We start from the raw sequence: 15156 nt of genomic DNA, 5'->3' as shown, positions 1-15156 counted from the left end.
CGCATCACCTCAGCAGACTCTCCGACGATGCACTCGCCGTCTGGACCGTCGGGCATCGGATTCCACCGCACGCGATGAGCCCCGTGCGCTTCGCACGACCACGGGACCACCGCTAAGACACTGCGATGAACGGACATCGGACTCGGCGGCGCCGGAAGCCCGTCTGCCGTAGTACATTCGGATGTCGGCCGGGCGTTCGGTTCGTTCGGTGTCGTGACAAAGGGGCGGGATCATGGCTGATGTAGATCTGACACAATCCGATGCGGACGGCCTGCCGGGCCCGACCACGGCGCCCGATACCGTTCCGCCGGGCCAGAATCCGGCCTACATCGCCGCGACGACCGCGACGAATCCGGATGGCAGCGTTACCACCACCTACCCGCACGGCGACCGGGTGACCGTTCGCGACGGCGCGTCGCTCGAGAGCGGCGGGCGGGCCACCGTAGACACCATCACCGGGAACGGCACGGTCGTCTACCAGCTCGCCGACAAAGCCGTCGCCGCAACGACTGTCGCCGCCGACGGTTCGTCCCGGTCGATCGTGAAGGCCGCGGACGGATCGGTGACCGCCATCTCGCGAGCGTCGGGCGGCGCGCTGTCGCTCACCGTCGGTGGGCAGCAGGTGGCGAATCCCGGCGTGGGCGACGTCGTACTCGCCGCGGCCCGCAGCTATGCGGGCGCACCCTACGCCTGGGGCGCCGGCGGTGTCTACGGTCCGACGAAGGGCGAGGCCGACAACGGCCAGGGCGCAAACCAGTTCGGCGATTTCAACAGGGTCGGATTCGACTGCGAGGGGCTGGTCCGCTACGCGACCTATCAGGCCACCGGACACGACATCGGCCCGGGCACAACGAATCAGGTCACCTCGCAGTACCTGACGACCGTGACGCCGACCGGCAATCTCGGCGTCGGCAACGCCCAGCCGGGAGACCTGCTGTACTTCGAAACCCCGCCGGAACACGTTGCGGTGTACGCGGGTTCGCAGAACGGCGCGCCGACGATCGTACAGGCGCCGGAATCGGGGGAAACCGTCGAGGAGATTCCGCTGAATCGCAACGACCTCTACGGGATCCGGCGGCCGAGCTGATCTCGCGCCGGACCGCGTAGGAGCTACCGCGTCGCGAGCTCGGCATCGCTGCCGACATCGCCGTCGGGAATAGGCTGCGACTCAGCCGATTTCATGGTCGGCCGAGTCGCAGTGCCTCTCAGGGTAGATCGAACTTCCGGTCCTGGATGCCTGCTGTGAAGGCATCCCAGGCAACGGGTTCGAAGACCAATGCCGGGCCGGACGGATCCTTCGAGTCGCGCACGCCAACCAGGCCCTCGCCGAGATGCGCCACCTCGACACAGGTGTCCTGACTCGCCGACCGACTGCTCTTGTACCACGCAGCGCTGGACAGATCGATGTTCATGCTTGGTACTCCCTCGAAATAGTCAGGAGCAGTTGCCTGCTCGCGTCTACATCCAACGCTACGCGCTGAATTTCCTTTGTCGCATACCGAAACTGCTCGACCTCGACCGCCTGATCGAGATACAGCGCCCCCGTGTAGCCCTGCACGTAAACAACGGGCGGTTCGGTCAACCGCGCGGTCGAATGCTCGGGGAAGTCCATCATGACGAACGAACCGGTGAGCAGCCCCTGATGGCAGCCGACACGATCCGGAACGATCTGGATCGCAACGTTCGGCAGTGACGACATGGCGTACAGGTGCAGCACCTGATCCGTCATCACCGCCGGTCCACCCATCGGTCGCCGCAAGATCGATTCGCACAGCAACGCGCGCAACTCGAAACCATTGCCCCGCAACCGCATCTGCCGTCGCTGGAGGATGTCGAGGTACCGCTCCAGATCCTCCGGCGATTTGCCGGGAAATTCGACCCACATGACCGCCTGCCGATACTCGGGCGTCTGCAGCAGGCCGGGAAGAAGGGCCAGCTGAAACGTCGCCACCCGGGCCGCGGCCTCCTCCAGCCCGATGAACAGATCGAAGTGATCCGGAACGACTTCGGCAAAACTGTGCCACCAACCAGGTTTCTTGGTCTCCCCCACCAGCGCCGCCAACGCCTCGGTCACCTCCTCACTCGCACCGTACATCCCGCACAGAATCTTGACGTACAGCTCTTTCAGTTTCGGCCCGTCCTGCCCGGACTCCATGCGCCACAACGTCTGCGGCGACACCTCGATTGCCCGGGCGGCGACCGGCACTGTCACGCCGGATCGCTCGCGTAGTTTCTTCAACTCCCGCCCCAGCATACGCCGCGGTACGGCCGAACCCGTCATTTGATCCTCCCATTCTGTTATCTCTCAGTTTGGAATGCGATTCGGGTCTCAGTTTGGAAGAGCACCAATATTTCCCGCGAATCGTACGTTTTTGGCTTCCGTAATGCCGCGCGCCACTGTACTACTGAATTCGCCCCGATGGCCGGGATGCACCCACCACCCGGATGTCATCTGTACCAGGCGGTTTCGGCCTCGGCCACCGGGGATTCCAAATCGGTAATTCCAGTTTTCAGGGGTGCTCACATGTACGGACTTCCGATCACCGACCATCGCCGATTGCCGGTCATGACAATCGCCTACGCCCACCTCATCATGCAGACCCATCTGGAATGTCCAGCACGGATATGTCCAGTAAAAGGACAGGCCAAACAGCGCCTCATCGACGCGGGCCAGCTAACCCCCTCCGACACACCACATATGGGTTTCTGACCGCTGGACGTGGCCGCCAACCGCACAAATCGGCCCCATCCTTACGATGGCAGGCACAGTTGAGCCGAACGCACGGGAGAGACATGCCGGACAGGGATACCGCTACCGATCTGACCGCGGCGCAGGCCCTGCAGGAGTTGCAGAGCCGGTACGACCGCGCGGTCGACAAGTTGCGGACGGCGGTGCGCGAGTTCATCCACGACGGCGTGGCCCCGGACTGGCGGCAGCGGGCCGAGGGGGCGTTCGTCTATCCCGAGCTGCGCCTGTCCTGGGAGGGTGAGGTGCATCGGGAGAAGGGGCCGCGGTCGTGGGGGCGGTTGACCCGGCCCGGGTTCTATTCGACGAGCGTGACCCGGCCCGAGCTGCTGCGGCGGTATCTCACCGAGCAGCTGGAGGTGATCGAGCGGGACTACGACGTGCGGATCGATGTCGGACCGTCCCGGCAGGAGATCCCGTTCCCGTACGTGATCGACGGCTCCGACCTGGCGCTGGACCGATCGATGAGTGCGGATATCGCGCGCTACTTCCCGACCACCAACCTGGCCGACATCGGCGACGAGACGGCCGACGGGACGCTCGTCCTCGACGAGCCCTTCCCACTCAGCCACTTCGACGCGCTGCGGACCGACTTCTCGCTCGCACGGCTGCGGCACTACACCGGCACGGCGGTCGAGGACTTCCAGCCGTTCGTACTGTTCACCAACTACACCCGCTACGTCGACGAGTTCGTGCGCTGGGCCGGTGACGAAATTGCGGATCCGGACAGCCCGTACCAGCGGCTGGCCTGCGCGGGCGGCGCGGTCGTCACCGCCGACACCCGGGACCGCGACACGACGGTGTCGGATCTGGCCTGGAAGAAGCATCAGATGCCGGCTTGGCATCTGAGCGCCGCCGACGGTCCGGGCATCACCCTGGTGAACATCGGGGTGGGGCCGGCGAACGCGAAGACCATCTGCGATCACCTCGCGGTGCTGCGCCCGGCCGCCTGGATGATGATCGGGCACTGCGGCGGGCTGCGGGAGAGCCAGGAGATCGGCGACTACGTGCTCGCGCACGCCTACCTGCGCGACGATCATGTGCTGGATTCGGTCCTACCCCCGGACATCCCGATCCCCAGCATCGCCGAGGTACAGCGGGCCCTGTACGACGCCACCCGGCTGGTCAGCGGCATGCCCGGCGACGACGTCAAGGAACGCCTGCGCACCGGCACCGTCGTCACCACCGACGACCGCAACTGGGAACTGCGCTATTCCGCCTCGGCGCTGCGCTTCAACCAGAGCCGGGCCGTGGCGGTCGACATGGAGAGTGCCACCGTCGCGGCCCAGGGCTACCGGTTCCGCGTCCCGTACGGCACCCTGCTGTGCGTTTCGGACAAGCCCCTGCACGGCGAGATCAAGCTCCCGGGCCAGGCGAACCGCTTCTACGAGGGCACCATCTCCGAGCACCTCCAGATCGGCATCCGAGCGGTCGAACTGCTCCGCGCCGAGGGCGACAACCTGCACTCGCGCAAGCTCCGCACGTTCAACGAGCCACCGTTCCGCTGACCGGCTGATCCGCGCGCGCCGATCCGCCCGATCGGCCCACAGTCGTTGTGTCACAGTCCGATTCGGTTGAATGACCAGTTGGCTAACACCTCTTGTTATGTGCCGCCACTTGACGTTATATTACACAAAATAGTGGTATGGTTCATATCGCAGGAGGTCAGAGCATGACAGCCGCCGCAGCTGCCATCGCGTACGGAGCTGACGACCCCGCCGCCGAGCGCATCGTCGATCACGGCCGCATCCCCGGCATGCGCTCCAGCGAATTCGGACCGGCGCGCGGCGACTTCGGGGTCGAGGAGATGATCGCGCGCCTGGATGGCATGTTCGACGGCCGGCCCCGCCACTGCCGCCTGGACATCCACCAGGTCGTCGCGACGCTGCCCGCACCGGAGGTGCACGGCGGGGACGCCAGCTCCGCACTGCTGGCCAACCTGCCGCACACCCAGCCCCGCCAGGCCCTGGATCTGTTGCGGCGCATACCCATTCGCACCGAGAGGCCGCGCGGACCGGCGGGATCCTTCGAGCTGGAGGCCGCCCTGCAGATGATCCGGGTCCTGCTCGAGCTCGGCGAGACGAGCACCGCCCAGACCCGGCTGGAGGCGCTGCGGAACGCCTACCTGGGCGATTGGCGGATCTCGTGGTACACGGCCGTCGCGGCGCTGCTCTGCGCCGAATACCGCCGCGCGTACCGGCAGTTCGACATCGTCCGGGTGATGCTGCCGCACGAGTACGCCCCCAGCCTGGCCATGGCGGTCACCGCGGAAATGCTGCTGAACTCCCAGGGCGCACAGCAGGATATCGACGACTGGCGACACGCGTCGATCGACCACTACCGGCACGCGTGGGGCATGAATCGCGCTGCGGCGAGCGCCGCGTTCGGCCTGGCCCGCCGCCTGGCCGCGCACGGCGACTTCGCCGGTGCGGTGGCTGTCCTGGACGAACTGCCCGCGGCCTGCGAGCACCGCGACACCGCAGGGCTGACCGGATGCATTCTGCAGGTGTCCGCCCCGGTGACCGAGCTGAGCGAGACGGACCTGCGGATCGCCGCCGGGCGCCTGGCAGGACTGTCGAAAGCGTCGCGCTATTTGCCCACCCGGATCGTGCTGCTGTGGACGACCCTGGTCTGGCTGCGGGCGGGCGGGAGCCTGCGGAGCCCGGAGACCTCGATCCTGGGCACCCCCAACACCGAAGCGGGACTGCGGTGTGGCCTCGAGGCGGGATTGCGCACGCTGGCCCGGAACACCACGTGTCCCGAGCACCGAATTCGCTTGGTGGACTTGGCCAATCAGGTCCGTCCACGCACCTGGTTCTAGTAGTACGAAGTTCGGAAGGATTGAGGCGTTATGGGTACCTGGGATGTCGGGGAGGTGGTGCTCGTGGCGATGGCCGGCGGGGCCTTGCTCTCCACAGGCTTCGCCCTGCTGTGGTCGATGGGACACTCACGGCCGGTGCTGTCGGCCGATCGCGGCTCCCTGCGCCGCTCGAGCCGGGATCTGGGCCTGTGGCCACCGGCGCTGTCGTGTTCGGCGCCGGACCATCCGCTCACGCTCGCCGAGGCCCACCTGGCCATGCAGCTGCACCGCGAACACCAGTGCACCCGCAAGCGCGCCGCGTTCACCGAGCTCGTCGCCGCGGGCCACATCAAGCCCGACTCGTCCCGCCCGAACGAAACCCCGGGCGACTAGTAGGACCCCCGTCGCTCGCATCGGTCGAGCGCTCGCCTCGCCGCACCGACGCTCGCCCCACCGCCGCACAACTCGTCCCGCGCACCCCGGGACCCGAGCCGGCAGGTATCGTTCCAGGTTGCCCTTGCGTAGCCGGTAGAGCGAGAAAGTGGGTGCGATGCACTGGGATCAGATGTCGGCAACACCCGATGACCTGCGCAAGCGGGCCACACGTCTCCGGCGCGGGGTGGGGCAACTGGGAATTCTCGAATCGATCATCGAGGTTGCGGATGGGCCGTGGCTCGGCGCGATGGATGCCGACGGACGCGGAACCGCCGAACTGCGCATGCACCTGGCGGGGCGATACCGGCTCACCACCGTCGTGACCAGCGCGGGCAAGCTCAGCCTCGTGCAACTGCACTCCCCCTCCGGCGCCGAACGGGTACTGTCGACCAAACCGGCACTGCGCCAGGGCTGGACCGACTCCGAGCCGATGCCCAAACAACCCACCTGGCTCGATTACGTCATCGACTGGGTGAGCACCGCGAGCGCGGATGTGAACCGCCGCACGGTCATCGAATGGCAGCTCGTCGGCGCGGACCGCCGCCTGGCCGCCATGGACGACACCATCGAGGGCATGCGCACCAGCCTGCTGGAACGCGAACAACTCCGCGCCGACCTCGCGGCCGAGATCGATCAGCTCCGCTCCGAACGCGATAACCTTCCCCTCGCACTCGCACCCGCACCCGCACTCGCACTCGCACTCGCACCCGCACCCGCACCCGCACCCGCACCCGCACCCGCACCCGCACCCGCACCCGAGGATGCGACACCTCCCGTATTACCTGCCGAACCCGAACACGCTTCGATACTCGGCACATTCACGGCTTACGAGGGCGCGGCGACTCCTCTCCTCACCGAGACACCCTCCACGCAAGCGACGTGCGACGACGATGCGACACCCCCGGTATCGCCATCCGCACCGGAGCACGCTCCCGCCCGCACATTCCCGGTCTCCGACGGTGCCGCGACACCTCACCGCATCGAGGCATCCGCCACACACACGACGCCCGACGAGCCCGCGCAATCCCCAGCCTGGGATACGCAGCCCGCCGGGCGGCCGTGGGATCCGGATTACGGTGTGGCGTAGCCGATCAGGGCGCCGATGCCCGCGCCGATCGGGATGGTGACCAGCGCGCCGACGCCGCCGAGGAAGAATCCGATCACCGCGCCGATGCCCGCGCCGATCAGCGCGCCGACACCCGCGTTGTACTGCTTGCGGGCCTGCGTGTCCTGATCGTCGATGGCCTGCGCGGTCCGCGGCGTCGCGGACTGCGGTGTGAGCGTGAGGGTTCGGCCGTCGTTCCCGATGTGCGGGGTCAGCCCGGCGATCCCGGCCGCGGATTGCAGGCCGAGCGGAACGGTGGCGACCACGGCGCCCGCCGCGTCGGTCAGGGTGACCGAGCGGGCATCCGGGGCGAGCGCGAAGCGCCCGGCGGCGACCGTGGTGGTCACACCCATGTCGCCGGCGGCCGGCGTCACGGTATAGCCGACGCCGTGGTCGACGCCGTGGAAACCGGTGTAGGCCACCGGCTGTGCCCCGGCGATCCCGGCGGTCAGCCCCGTGGCGCCGACCGCGAGTAATGCGGTGGCAGCGATCTTATTGACTCTCATTGCTTTTCCCCTCATTCCGTCGGCAAGCGCCGACACAGCCCCCGACGCCCCTGTACGGTGCGCTCCCATTCTCGCGCAACCTCCGGTCTGGGCGGTCGGTTTTGGATTACATTGCGTGGCACCGCTTCCCCGCATGTGCGCCGAACCTCGTTACGCTGGCCGCATGCCCGCGATCCGCTACCCCGATCGTTCCCTCATCGGCACCCTGCTCCCGGCGATGTCGGACCGCCGCAGCGGCGCGCCGGCGGACGACACCGCCCTGGTGCACGTCTGGGGTTTCACCGGCACCGGCCGCCCGGACGAGACGAACGCCGCCGGTTTCACCCCCTTCTCCCCCTGCGAATCCCGGACCGAGGGCTCACCCATCCTGGACATAGCCGCCCGGATGATGGAGGGCATGGGCGGGCGGCTGTGGGGATTCGGCCTGGCCTCACGAACCGTTGTCGAGGCGGTACATCGCGAACTCGACGAGACGGACACCTCGGGTGGGCCCAGGGTCTCGGTATCGCGCCCGCTCGCGGCCCGCACCGGTCTCGCTGCCGAGGAAGTCTGGGCGGCAACGATTTTCGACGGCCGCGGCCGGGAGTACACCCGGATCCAATACCTGCACCTGCCCGATCTCGAACCGATCATCTGGGACGACGACACGGTGCCGCAGTCCGCCGCCTGGATCGATCGCATGGCCGCGGGCGTCGTCGTGGCGCATGTGTGGGCCGCGGCCATGGCGCTGGACGCGGCCCGCAATCACGGTGTCCTGGAGCACATTCAGCGCAAGCTCAACGAATGACCCGGCATCACATCCGGTAGTACCGCCGCCGGTATCCCGGCCCCCAGCCCCGCCGGGCGCGCACGATCACCAGGAACAGCACCGGGAACAGGAAGAACGGGAAAATGTGCGTGGTCACCACGAGTGCGACCGCGGCGACGAACGCGACGATCGCGGCCACCTGCAGCACGCCCCGGTCTCCCCGGCGCACTCTCGGGGCAGTCGGCGGCGCCGGCCGCGGCAGATCGGTGAACAGGACCACCAGATCCCCGGTTGTCTTCGCGGAAAAGGCTCGGGCCACTCGCTCGTCGTACTCATCGACCTCGAGCCGCCCGGCGGCGAAGTGCTCGCCCAGCGCCGCGGCGGCCTTCTCGCGTTCGGCCGTTCCGACCCGCAGGCCGGTGGACCCTAGTGCCGCGGGGTCGAATACCGCGGGGTTCGAATCGGTCATGCCAACCCCTAATCGGAGAACGAATATCACGCTGCCACCAGGGTAGGTCGTGCCCGATCCCCGCGCTTACGCCTGCTGACGTATTTCCTCGGTACGCGCGCACCGGTCGTCGCCGACATGCGGTGTTCCAGGGAGTAAATGCGATGTCCGACCGGTCATGTTCGCTCAGAGCCGAATTGGTGGTGGCCGGACGGAATCGGAAACGCCGTGGTCAGGCATTTCTACCGACACGGCGGGGCACCGGTGAAGGTACGTTCGGCGATGCATGCCTGTCAAGCGATTTTCCGGGTCATCGCGAGGTGCCCGCTCCCGTCGACGGATTCGCAAGATCGTCGTAGCGTCGTTGTGGTGACCGCACCGGAGAACCTGCCCACCACCGCGGGCGAGCTGCGCGCCGCCGGATATCTGCCACGCAGCGTCAAGTCCGAGATCCGCGAAAACCTGCTGGCCCTGCTCGGCTCCGGTGGCGACCCGTGGCCCGGCATCGTCGGATTCGATCGAACCGTGGTGCCGCAGCTCGAACGCGCGCTGCTGGCCGGGCATGATGTCGTGTTGCTCGGCGAGCGCGGCCAGGGCAAGACCCGCCTGCTGCGCACCCTGATCGGCCTGCTCGACGAGTGGACACCCGTCATCGCGGGCGCCGAGCTCGGCGAGCATCCCCTGGATCCGATCAGCCCGGCCGGTCGCCGCCTCGCCGCGGAGCTGGGCGACGATCTGCCCGTGGCGTGGCGACACCGCTCCGAGCGGTACGCCGAGAAGCTGGCCACCCCGGACACCTCGGTCGGCGACCTGATCGGCGACGTCGACCCGGTGAAGGTCGCCGAGGGCCGCAGCCTGGGCGATCCCGAGACCATTCACTTCGGGCTCGTGCCGCGCGCGCATCGCGGCATCGTCGCGGTCAACGAGCTACCCGATCTGGCCGAGCGCATTCAGGTCGCGCTGCTGAACGTGATGGAGGAGCGCGATATCCAGGTCCGCGGCTACACGCTGCGCCTGCCCCTGGACGTGCTGCTGGTCGCGACGGCGAACCCCGAGGACTACACCAATCGCGGCCGCATCATCACCCCGCTCAAGGACCGCTTCGGCGCGGAGATCCGCACCCACTACCCGCTCAGCGTCGAGGCCGAGGTGGATCTGGTCCGCCAGGAGGCCGAGCTCGTCGCCGAGGTGGGCGATCCGCTGATCGAGGTGCTGGCCCGGTTCGTCCGGCAGCTGCGGGAATCCGCCGCGATCGACCAGCGCTCCGGTGTGTCCGCCCGTTTCGCGGTCGCCGCCGCCGAGACCGTGGCCGCCGCCGCGCTGCGCCGCTCCGCCATCACCGGCGAGCATCCCGCCGTCGCCCGGCCCGTCGACCTCGAGTCCGTGCCGGCGGTGCTGCGCGGCAAGCTCGAATTCGAGTCCGGCGAGGAGGGCCGCGAACAGGAGCACCTGGTGCACCTCATGCGACGCGCATTCTCCGAGACCGCGCGGGCGCGCCTGGGCGGAATCAACCTGCGCCCCTTGGCCGCCGCCGTCGGCGATGGCAACCTGGTCACCACGGGCGAGCGCGTCCCCGGCAAGGACGTGCTCTCGGCCCTGCCCGAGCTGCCGGTGCTGCACGAGGTCGCCGCCCGCCTCGGCGTCGAGCCGACCGAGCCGTCGACTCGCATCGCCTCCGCGGTCGAGTTCGCCTTGGAAGCACTGTATCTGGCCCGGCAGGTGGCGAAGGACACCGACGACGGCATGGCGGTCTACGGCGCATGACCGCCCCTGATCACTATTCCTACGGCCCATATCACGACGGACCGGATCCGCTCGCCCCACCACTGGATCTGCGCGATGCGCTGGACCAGATCGGGCGCGACGTGATGGAGGGCAGTTCGCCGCGCAGCGCGCTGGAGGAGCTGCTGCGGCGGGGCATGAACGGCATGCGGGGGCTCGACGATCTGACGCGGCAGGTGTGGCAGCGGCGGTCCGACATCTCCCGGCGCAACCGGCTCGACGGGACCCTGCAGGAGGTGCGGCGGCTGCTGGACGAGGCGCTGGATGCCGAGCGGCGGGCGTTGTTCCCGGATCCCAGCGACGACGCGCGGTTCGCCGAGGCGCAGCTGGACGCGCTGCCGCCGAGCACCGCGGCGGCGGTCGGCGAGCTCGCCGAGTATCCGTGGCGCTCGGAGCAGGGCCGGGAGAATTACCGGAAGATCCGCGATCTGCTCGGTCAGGAACTGCTCGAATCCCGTTTCCAGGGCATGAAACAGGCGCTGCAGAGCACCACGCCCGAGGACGTCGAGCGGATCAAGGAGATGATGTCGGATCTGAACGATCTGCTGGCCGCCCACGCCCGCGGCGAGGACACCGACCAGCAGTTCGCCGAATTCATGGACCAGCACGGGGAGTTCTTCCCCGAGAATCCGCGCAATACCGACGAGCTGATCGACGCGCTCGCCGCCCGTGCCGCCGCCGCCCAGCGCATGATGAATTCGATGACCACCGAACAGCGCGCCGAACTGGGCGAGCTCATCGGGCAGGCGTTCGGCGATCCGGAGGTGGCCGCACAGGTCGCCGCGCTGGACGCCAATCTGCGCGCGCTGCGACCGGGCGAGGACTGGGAATCGGGGCAGCGCTTCCGCGGGCAGGACCCGCTCGGCCTGGGCGAGGGTGCCCAGGCGATGCAGGATCTGGCGGAACTCGATGCCCTGGCCGAGCAGCTCGGCCAGTCGTATCCCGGTGCGCGGCTGGAGGATATCGATATCGACGCGCTGACCCGTCAGCTCGGCCAAGACGCCTCGATCGATGCCGCGCGGCTGGCGGAGCTCGAGCGGGAACTGCGTCGTCAGGGCCTGTTCGAACGCGCACCGGACGGCTCACTCCGATTGACGCCCAAGGCATTACGGCGCCTGGGCGAGACCGCGCTGCGGGCGGTCGTCGGGCAGCTGCGCTCGCGGCGCGGCGAACGCGATACCGCGCTGGCCGGTGCGGCGGGCGAACCGACCGGGGCCTCGCGGCCGTGGCGATTCGGCGACACCGAGCCCTGGGACGTCTCGCGGACCGTGCGCAACGCGGTCCTGCGGTCGGCCTCGGCGGGCAGCCGGACGGTGCGGCTGGATGTCGCCGATGTCGAGATCACCGAGACCGAGCAGCGTTCCCGAGCCGCGGTGGCGCTGTGCGTCGACACCTCCTGGTCGATGGTGCAGGAGGGCCGGTGGGTGCCGATGAAGCGCACCGCGCTGGCCCTGCACCAGCTCATCACCACGCGGTTCCGCTCCGACGCGCTGGACGTCATCACCTTCGGCCGCCACGCGACCTCGGTCGACATCTCCGAACTGACTGCGCTGGAAGGGGTCTGGGAGCAGGGCACCAACCTGCACCATGCACTACTACTGGCCGGCCGTCACCTCCGCCGCCATCCCGACGCGGTGCCGGTCGTCCTGGTAGTCACCGACGGCGAGCCCACCGCCCACCTCGAATCCGACGGCGAGGCCTACTTCAACTGGCCACCCCAACCCCGCACCCTGGCCGCAACAATGGCCCAGGTCGACGCCCTGGCCAAACTCGGCGCCTCGGTCACGGTCTTCATGCTCGGCGACGAACCCCGCCTGGCCGCCTTCGTCGACCTGGTAGCGCGGCGCAGCGGGGGGCGCGTGATCGCGCCGGATCTAGACGGCCTGGGCGCGGCGGTCGTCTCCGACTACCTACACGGCCGCCGAGGCTGAGGAGCTGGGCTGGAACGTGATCCGCGTCTCCGCGGCCCATCTCGACACCCCCCGTGAATTCCTCTCCCGAGTTATGCGCGCACTCCCGCACCGCGTTCAGTCGAGCGTGCCCGGACAGTGCGTCCCGCCCGTGTGTCCCGCAATGGATGCACACTCCTGCACAAGTCCGGCGCGGCGGCGGTCACTCGAATAGGTCCAGAGTGGGGTGCGGTTCGCGGCCGCGGACCTCGATGGAGCCGAAGACCAGGTCGGGGGGTGGGACCAAGCCCAGGTGTTCCCACGCCGCCGCGGTGGCGACGCGGCCGCGAGGTGTGCGGGCGATCATTCCGGCCCGGACCAGGAACGGTTCGCAGACCTCCTCGACGGTGGCGGCCTCCTCACCCACAGCCACGGCGAGGGTCGAAACCCCTACGGGCCCACCGCCGAAGCTGCGGACCAGGGCGCCCAGGACCGCGCGGTCGAGGCGGTCCAGGCCCAGCGCGTCGACGTCGTAGACCGCCAGCGCGGCCCGGGCGATCTCGACGGTCACCAGGCCGTCGGCGCGGACCTCGGCGTAGTCGCGCACGCGGCGCAGCAGGCGGTTGGCGATGCGGGGGGTGCCACGGGAACGCCCGGCGATCTCGCCGGCGGCATCGGATTCCATGCGCACACCCAGGATCCGGGCCGAGCGCTCCAGAATCCGTTGCAGCTCATCGGGTTCGTAGAAATCCATGTGCCCGGTGAACCCGAACCGGTCGCGCAGCGGGCCGGTCAGCGCCCCCGAGCGGGTGGTCGCACCGACCAGCGTGAACGGCGCGATATCCAGCGGAATCGAGGTCGCGCCGGGCCCCTTGCCGACGACGACGTCGACTCGGAAGTCCTCCATCGCCAGGTACAGCATCTCCTCGGCGGGGCGGGCCATACGATGGATCTCGTCGATGAACAGCACATCGCCCTCGACCAGATTGCTCAGCATCGCGGCCAGATCCCCGGCGCGCTCGAGCGCCGGGCCGGACGTAATACGCAGCGCCGTACCGAGTTCCGCGGCGATGATCATCGCCATACTCGTTTTGCCGAGGCCGGGCGGGCCGGACAACAGCACGTGGTCGGGGGTGCCGCCGCGCTGCTTGGCGCCGCGCAGCACCAGCGCCAGCTGCTCGCGCACCCGCGGCTGACCGATGAAGTCGTCCAGCGACTTCGGGCGCAGGCTCGCCTCGATCTCGCCATCGGAGCTGAGATAGCTTGCGGTGACCTGTGATTCGGACTCGTCGAACTCCTCGGTCACGAGCGCGCCTCACTGACCGAGCGCACCGGCCGCCGCGGAACGCACCGAGCCACCGCTGTGCACGCAAGCCCACCCCCCGGCTGGGTCGGTACGTATTCTGCACACCCGTAGCTGAGCACGAACTTCTTCGTGAACCTGGCCCGCATGCTGCGCATCACCGGTTCTTACCGAGCATGCCCAGCGCCGCGCGCAGGGCCTTGGACGTATCCAGATCCGGCTGGTCCGCCAGCACCGAATCCACCGCGGGCTCGGCCTGTTTCGCCGCAAATCCGAGGCCTATCAGCGCGTCGACCACCTGATCGCGGACCGGGGTGACCACGGCCGCCGGGCCCGATCCGGGTGGACCCGACTGCACCGGAACGAGATCCACCTTGTCGCGCAGCTCGACGACCATGCGCTCGGCGCCGCGCTTGCCGATGCCGGGCACCCGGGTCAGCGCCGCGACATTGCTCTCCGCGAGGGCCTTGCGCAGCGCTTCGGGCTCGAGCACCGCCAGCACCGCCATGGCCAGGCGCGGCCCGACCCCGGACACGGTCTGCAGCAACCCGAACAGCTCCCGCGCCTCGGTGTCGGCGAAGCCGTACAGCGTCATCGAATCCTCGCGCACGATCATCGCGGTATACAGCCGCGATTCCTCGCCGCGGGTGAGGGCGGCCAGCGTCGCGGGGGTGGCGTTGAGCCGGTAGCCGACCCCGGCGGCCTCGAGTACCGCGTGGTCGAGGCCGATCTCGAGTACCTCTCCGCGCACCGACGCGATCACCGGGTTACCGCCTTTCGTTGCTGGGCCAGTCGTTCGGCATATTTGCGCTGCTGTTCGGCGGCCATCGCCTCGGCCTTGGCCATCCGATCCAGCATCGGCGCCCGCCAACAATGACAGATCGCCAGGGCGAGCGCATCGGCGGCATCGGCGGGCTTCGGCGCGACCTGCAGACCCAGGATCCGCGTCACCATCGCCGTCACCTGCGCCTTGTCCGCGGACCCGTTGCCGGTGACCGCCGCCTTGACCTGGCTCGGGGTATGAAATGCCACCGGGATCGACCGGCGCGCGGCCGCGAGCGCGATGACCCCGCCCGCCTGCGCGGTGCCCATCGCGGTGCGCACGTTGTGCTGGGAGAACACCCGCTCGATCGCGACAGCCTCGGGCTTGTGCGCGTCCATCCAGTGCTCGGCCGCGTCGGAGACCGCGAGCAGCCTATGAGCGAGATCCATCTCCGGCGGGGTGCGCACCACATCGACGTCCAGCGCCGTGACCTGCCGCCCGAGCCCGCCCTCGACGATGCTCAGACCACACCGCGTGAGCCCGGGGTCGACACCCATCACCCGCACCAGCAGCACCCCTCGAGTCAGCGAACAGTTGTTCGAAGTCTAGAGGATGAGGGGGTGCGAACTCG

The 15156-nt window shown here is 68.7% G+C and carries 15 protein-coding genes; 8 read left to right on the top strand and 7 right to left on the bottom strand.

Annotated features, from left to right (window positions below; genetic code table 11):
* Positions 1–232: 232 nt before the first annotated feature.
* Positions 233–1087, top strand: a complete 855-nt coding sequence (locus KO481_RS26515) for a C40 family peptidase (protein ID WP_215920843.1) — start codon at positions 233–235, stop codon at positions 1085–1087.
* Positions 1088–1205: 118 nt separating this feature from the next.
* Here KO481_RS26515 and KO481_RS26510 read toward each other — a convergent pair whose 3' ends face one another.
* Together KO481_RS26510 and KO481_RS26505 are read right to left on the bottom strand one after the other, a co-directional pair.
* Positions 1206–1412, bottom strand: a complete 207-nt coding sequence (locus KO481_RS26510) for a DUF397 domain-containing protein (protein ID WP_215920840.1) — start codon at positions 1410–1412, stop codon at positions 1206–1208.
* Positions 1409–2281 (bottom strand): helix-turn-helix domain-containing protein, encoded by an 873-nt coding sequence (locus KO481_RS26505; protein ID WP_215920838.1) that lies wholly within the window; start codon positions 2279–2281, stop codon positions 1409–1411. Before KO481_RS26505 ends, KO481_RS26510 begins: the two co-directional genes overlap by 4 nt.
* 512 nt (positions 2282–2793) lie before the next feature.
* Between KO481_RS26505 and KO481_RS26500 the strand changes: the two genes are divergently transcribed.
* The 4 genes from KO481_RS26500 to KO481_RS43325 all read left to right on the top strand — a co-directional run bounded on the left by KO481_RS26500 (position 2794) and on the right by KO481_RS43325 (position 7068).
* Positions 2794–4254 (top strand): AMP nucleosidase, encoded by a 1461-nt coding sequence (locus KO481_RS26500; RefSeq protein WP_215920836.1) that lies wholly within the window; start codon positions 2794–2796, stop codon positions 4252–4254.
* A gap of 164 nt (positions 4255–4418) precedes the next feature.
* The gene (locus KO481_RS26495) at positions 4419–5567 is read left to right on the top strand and encodes a tetratricopeptide repeat protein (protein ID WP_215920835.1); all 1149 of its coding nucleotides are present in this window, start codon (positions 4419–4421) and stop codon (positions 5565–5567) included.
* A gap of 30 nt (positions 5568–5597) precedes the next feature.
* Positions 5598–5939 (top strand): hypothetical protein, encoded by a 342-nt coding sequence (locus KO481_RS26490; RefSeq protein ID WP_215920833.1) that lies wholly within the window; start codon positions 5598–5600, stop codon positions 5937–5939.
* Between the two features lie 157 nt (positions 5940–6096).
* Positions 6097–7068 (top strand): hypothetical protein, encoded by a 972-nt coding sequence (locus KO481_RS43325; RefSeq protein ID WP_245401540.1) that lies wholly within the window; start codon positions 6097–6099, stop codon positions 7066–7068.
* Here KO481_RS43325 and KO481_RS26480 read toward each other — a convergent pair.
* Positions 7053–7592, bottom strand: coding sequence for a DUF8020 domain-containing protein (locus KO481_RS26480; RefSeq protein WP_215920831.1), 540 nt, complete (start codon positions 7590–7592; stop codon positions 7053–7055). The two genes, KO481_RS43325 and KO481_RS26480, sit on opposite strands and share 16 nt — an antisense overlap.
* A 163-nt stretch (positions 7593–7755) precedes the next feature.
* Between KO481_RS26480 and KO481_RS26475 the strand changes: the two genes are divergently transcribed.
* Positions 7756–8379, top strand: a complete 624-nt coding sequence (locus KO481_RS26475; RefSeq protein WP_215920830.1) for a hypothetical protein — start codon at positions 7756–7758, stop codon at positions 8377–8379.
* Between the two features lie 7 nt (positions 8380–8386).
* Here KO481_RS26475 and KO481_RS26470 read toward each other — a convergent pair whose 3' ends face one another.
* Positions 8387–8809, bottom strand: a complete 423-nt coding sequence (locus KO481_RS26470; protein ID WP_215920829.1) for a DUF1707 SHOCT-like domain-containing protein — start codon at positions 8807–8809, stop codon at positions 8387–8389.
* A gap of 348 nt (positions 8810–9157) precedes the next feature.
* On the opposite strand from KO481_RS26470, the gene KO481_RS26465 reads away from it, so the two are divergent.
* A complete protein-coding gene (locus tag KO481_RS26465) occupies positions 9158–10552 on the top strand; it encodes an ATP-binding protein (RefSeq protein WP_215920828.1) in 1395 nt (464 codons plus the stop codon).
* Positions 10549–12501 carry a vWA domain-containing protein gene (locus tag KO481_RS26460; RefSeq protein WP_215920823.1) on the top strand — a complete coding sequence of 651 codons (1953 nt, stop codon included), beginning with the start codon at positions 10549–10551 and terminating at the stop codon, positions 12499–12501. Before KO481_RS26465 ends, KO481_RS26460 begins: the two co-directional genes overlap by 4 nt.
* A 181-nt stretch (positions 12502–12682) precedes the next feature.
* Here KO481_RS26460 and ruvB read toward each other — a convergent pair whose 3' ends face one another.
* The 3 genes from ruvB to ruvC form a co-directional block, all read right to left on the bottom strand.
* Positions 12683–13765 (bottom strand): Holliday junction branch migration DNA helicase RuvB, encoded by a 1083-nt coding sequence (gene ruvB, locus KO481_RS26455; RefSeq protein WP_215920821.1) that lies wholly within the window; start codon positions 13763–13765, stop codon positions 12683–12685.
* Between the two features lie 154 nt (positions 13766–13919).
* Positions 13920–14525 carry a Holliday junction branch migration protein RuvA gene (gene ruvA, locus KO481_RS26450; RefSeq protein WP_215920819.1) on the bottom strand — a complete coding sequence of 202 codons (606 nt, stop codon included), beginning with the start codon at positions 14523–14525 and terminating at the stop codon, positions 13920–13922.
* On the bottom strand, positions 14522–15091 hold the full coding sequence (gene ruvC, locus KO481_RS26445) for a crossover junction endodeoxyribonuclease RuvC (protein WP_215920817.1): 570 nt from the start codon (positions 15089–15091) through the stop codon (positions 14522–14524). Before ruvC ends, ruvA begins: the two co-directional genes overlap by 4 nt.
* Positions 15092–15156: the final 65 nt, after the last annotated feature.

This window comes from Nocardia albiluteola (genome assembly GCF_018860155.1).
GTDB classification, from domain to species: Bacteria; Actinomycetota; Actinomycetes; order Mycobacteriales; family Mycobacteriaceae; genus Nocardia; species Nocardia albiluteola.
The sequence above is the reverse complement of the archived record's forward strand: the minus strand, read 5'-3'. Positions and strand labels throughout refer to the sequence as shown.

Excerpts from the sequence above, each read along its gene's own strand:
- KO481_RS26470 (WP_215920829.1), bottom strand. The coding sequence starts at position 8,809 with ATGACCGATTCGAACCCCGCGGTATTCGACCCCGCGGCACTAGGGTCC.
- KO481_RS26505 (WP_215920838.1), bottom strand. The coding sequence starts at position 2,281 with ATGACGGGTTCGGCCGTACCGCGGCGTATGCTGGGGCGGGAGTTGAAG.
- KO481_RS26500 (WP_215920836.1), top strand. The coding sequence starts at position 2,794 with ATGCCGGACAGGGATACCGCTACCGATCTGACCGCGGCGCAGGCCCTG.
- KO481_RS26480 (WP_215920831.1), bottom strand. The coding sequence starts at position 7,592 with ATGAGAGTCAATAAGATCGCTGCCACCGCATTACTCGCGGTCGGCGCC.
- KO481_RS26460 (WP_215920823.1), top strand. The coding sequence starts at position 10,549 with ATGACCGCCCCTGATCACTATTCCTACGGCCCATATCACGACGGACCG.
- KO481_RS26490 (WP_215920833.1), top strand. The coding sequence starts at position 5,598 with ATGGGTACCTGGGATGTCGGGGAGGTGGTGCTCGTGGCGATGGCCGGC.
- KO481_RS26515 (WP_215920843.1), top strand. The coding sequence starts at position 233 with ATGGCTGATGTAGATCTGACACAATCCGATGCGGACGGCCTGCCGGGC.
- KO481_RS26475 (WP_215920830.1), top strand. The coding sequence starts at position 7,756 with ATGCCCGCGATCCGCTACCCCGATCGTTCCCTCATCGGCACCCTGCTC.
- KO481_RS26495 (WP_215920835.1), top strand. The coding sequence starts at position 4,419 with ATGACAGCCGCCGCAGCTGCCATCGCGTACGGAGCTGACGACCCCGCC.
- KO481_RS43325 (WP_245401540.1), top strand. The coding sequence starts at position 6,097 with ATGCACTGGGATCAGATGTCGGCAACACCCGATGACCTGCGCAAGCGG.
- KO481_RS26510 (WP_215920840.1), bottom strand. The coding sequence starts at position 1,412 with ATGAACATCGATCTGTCCAGCGCTGCGTGGTACAAGAGCAGTCGGTCG.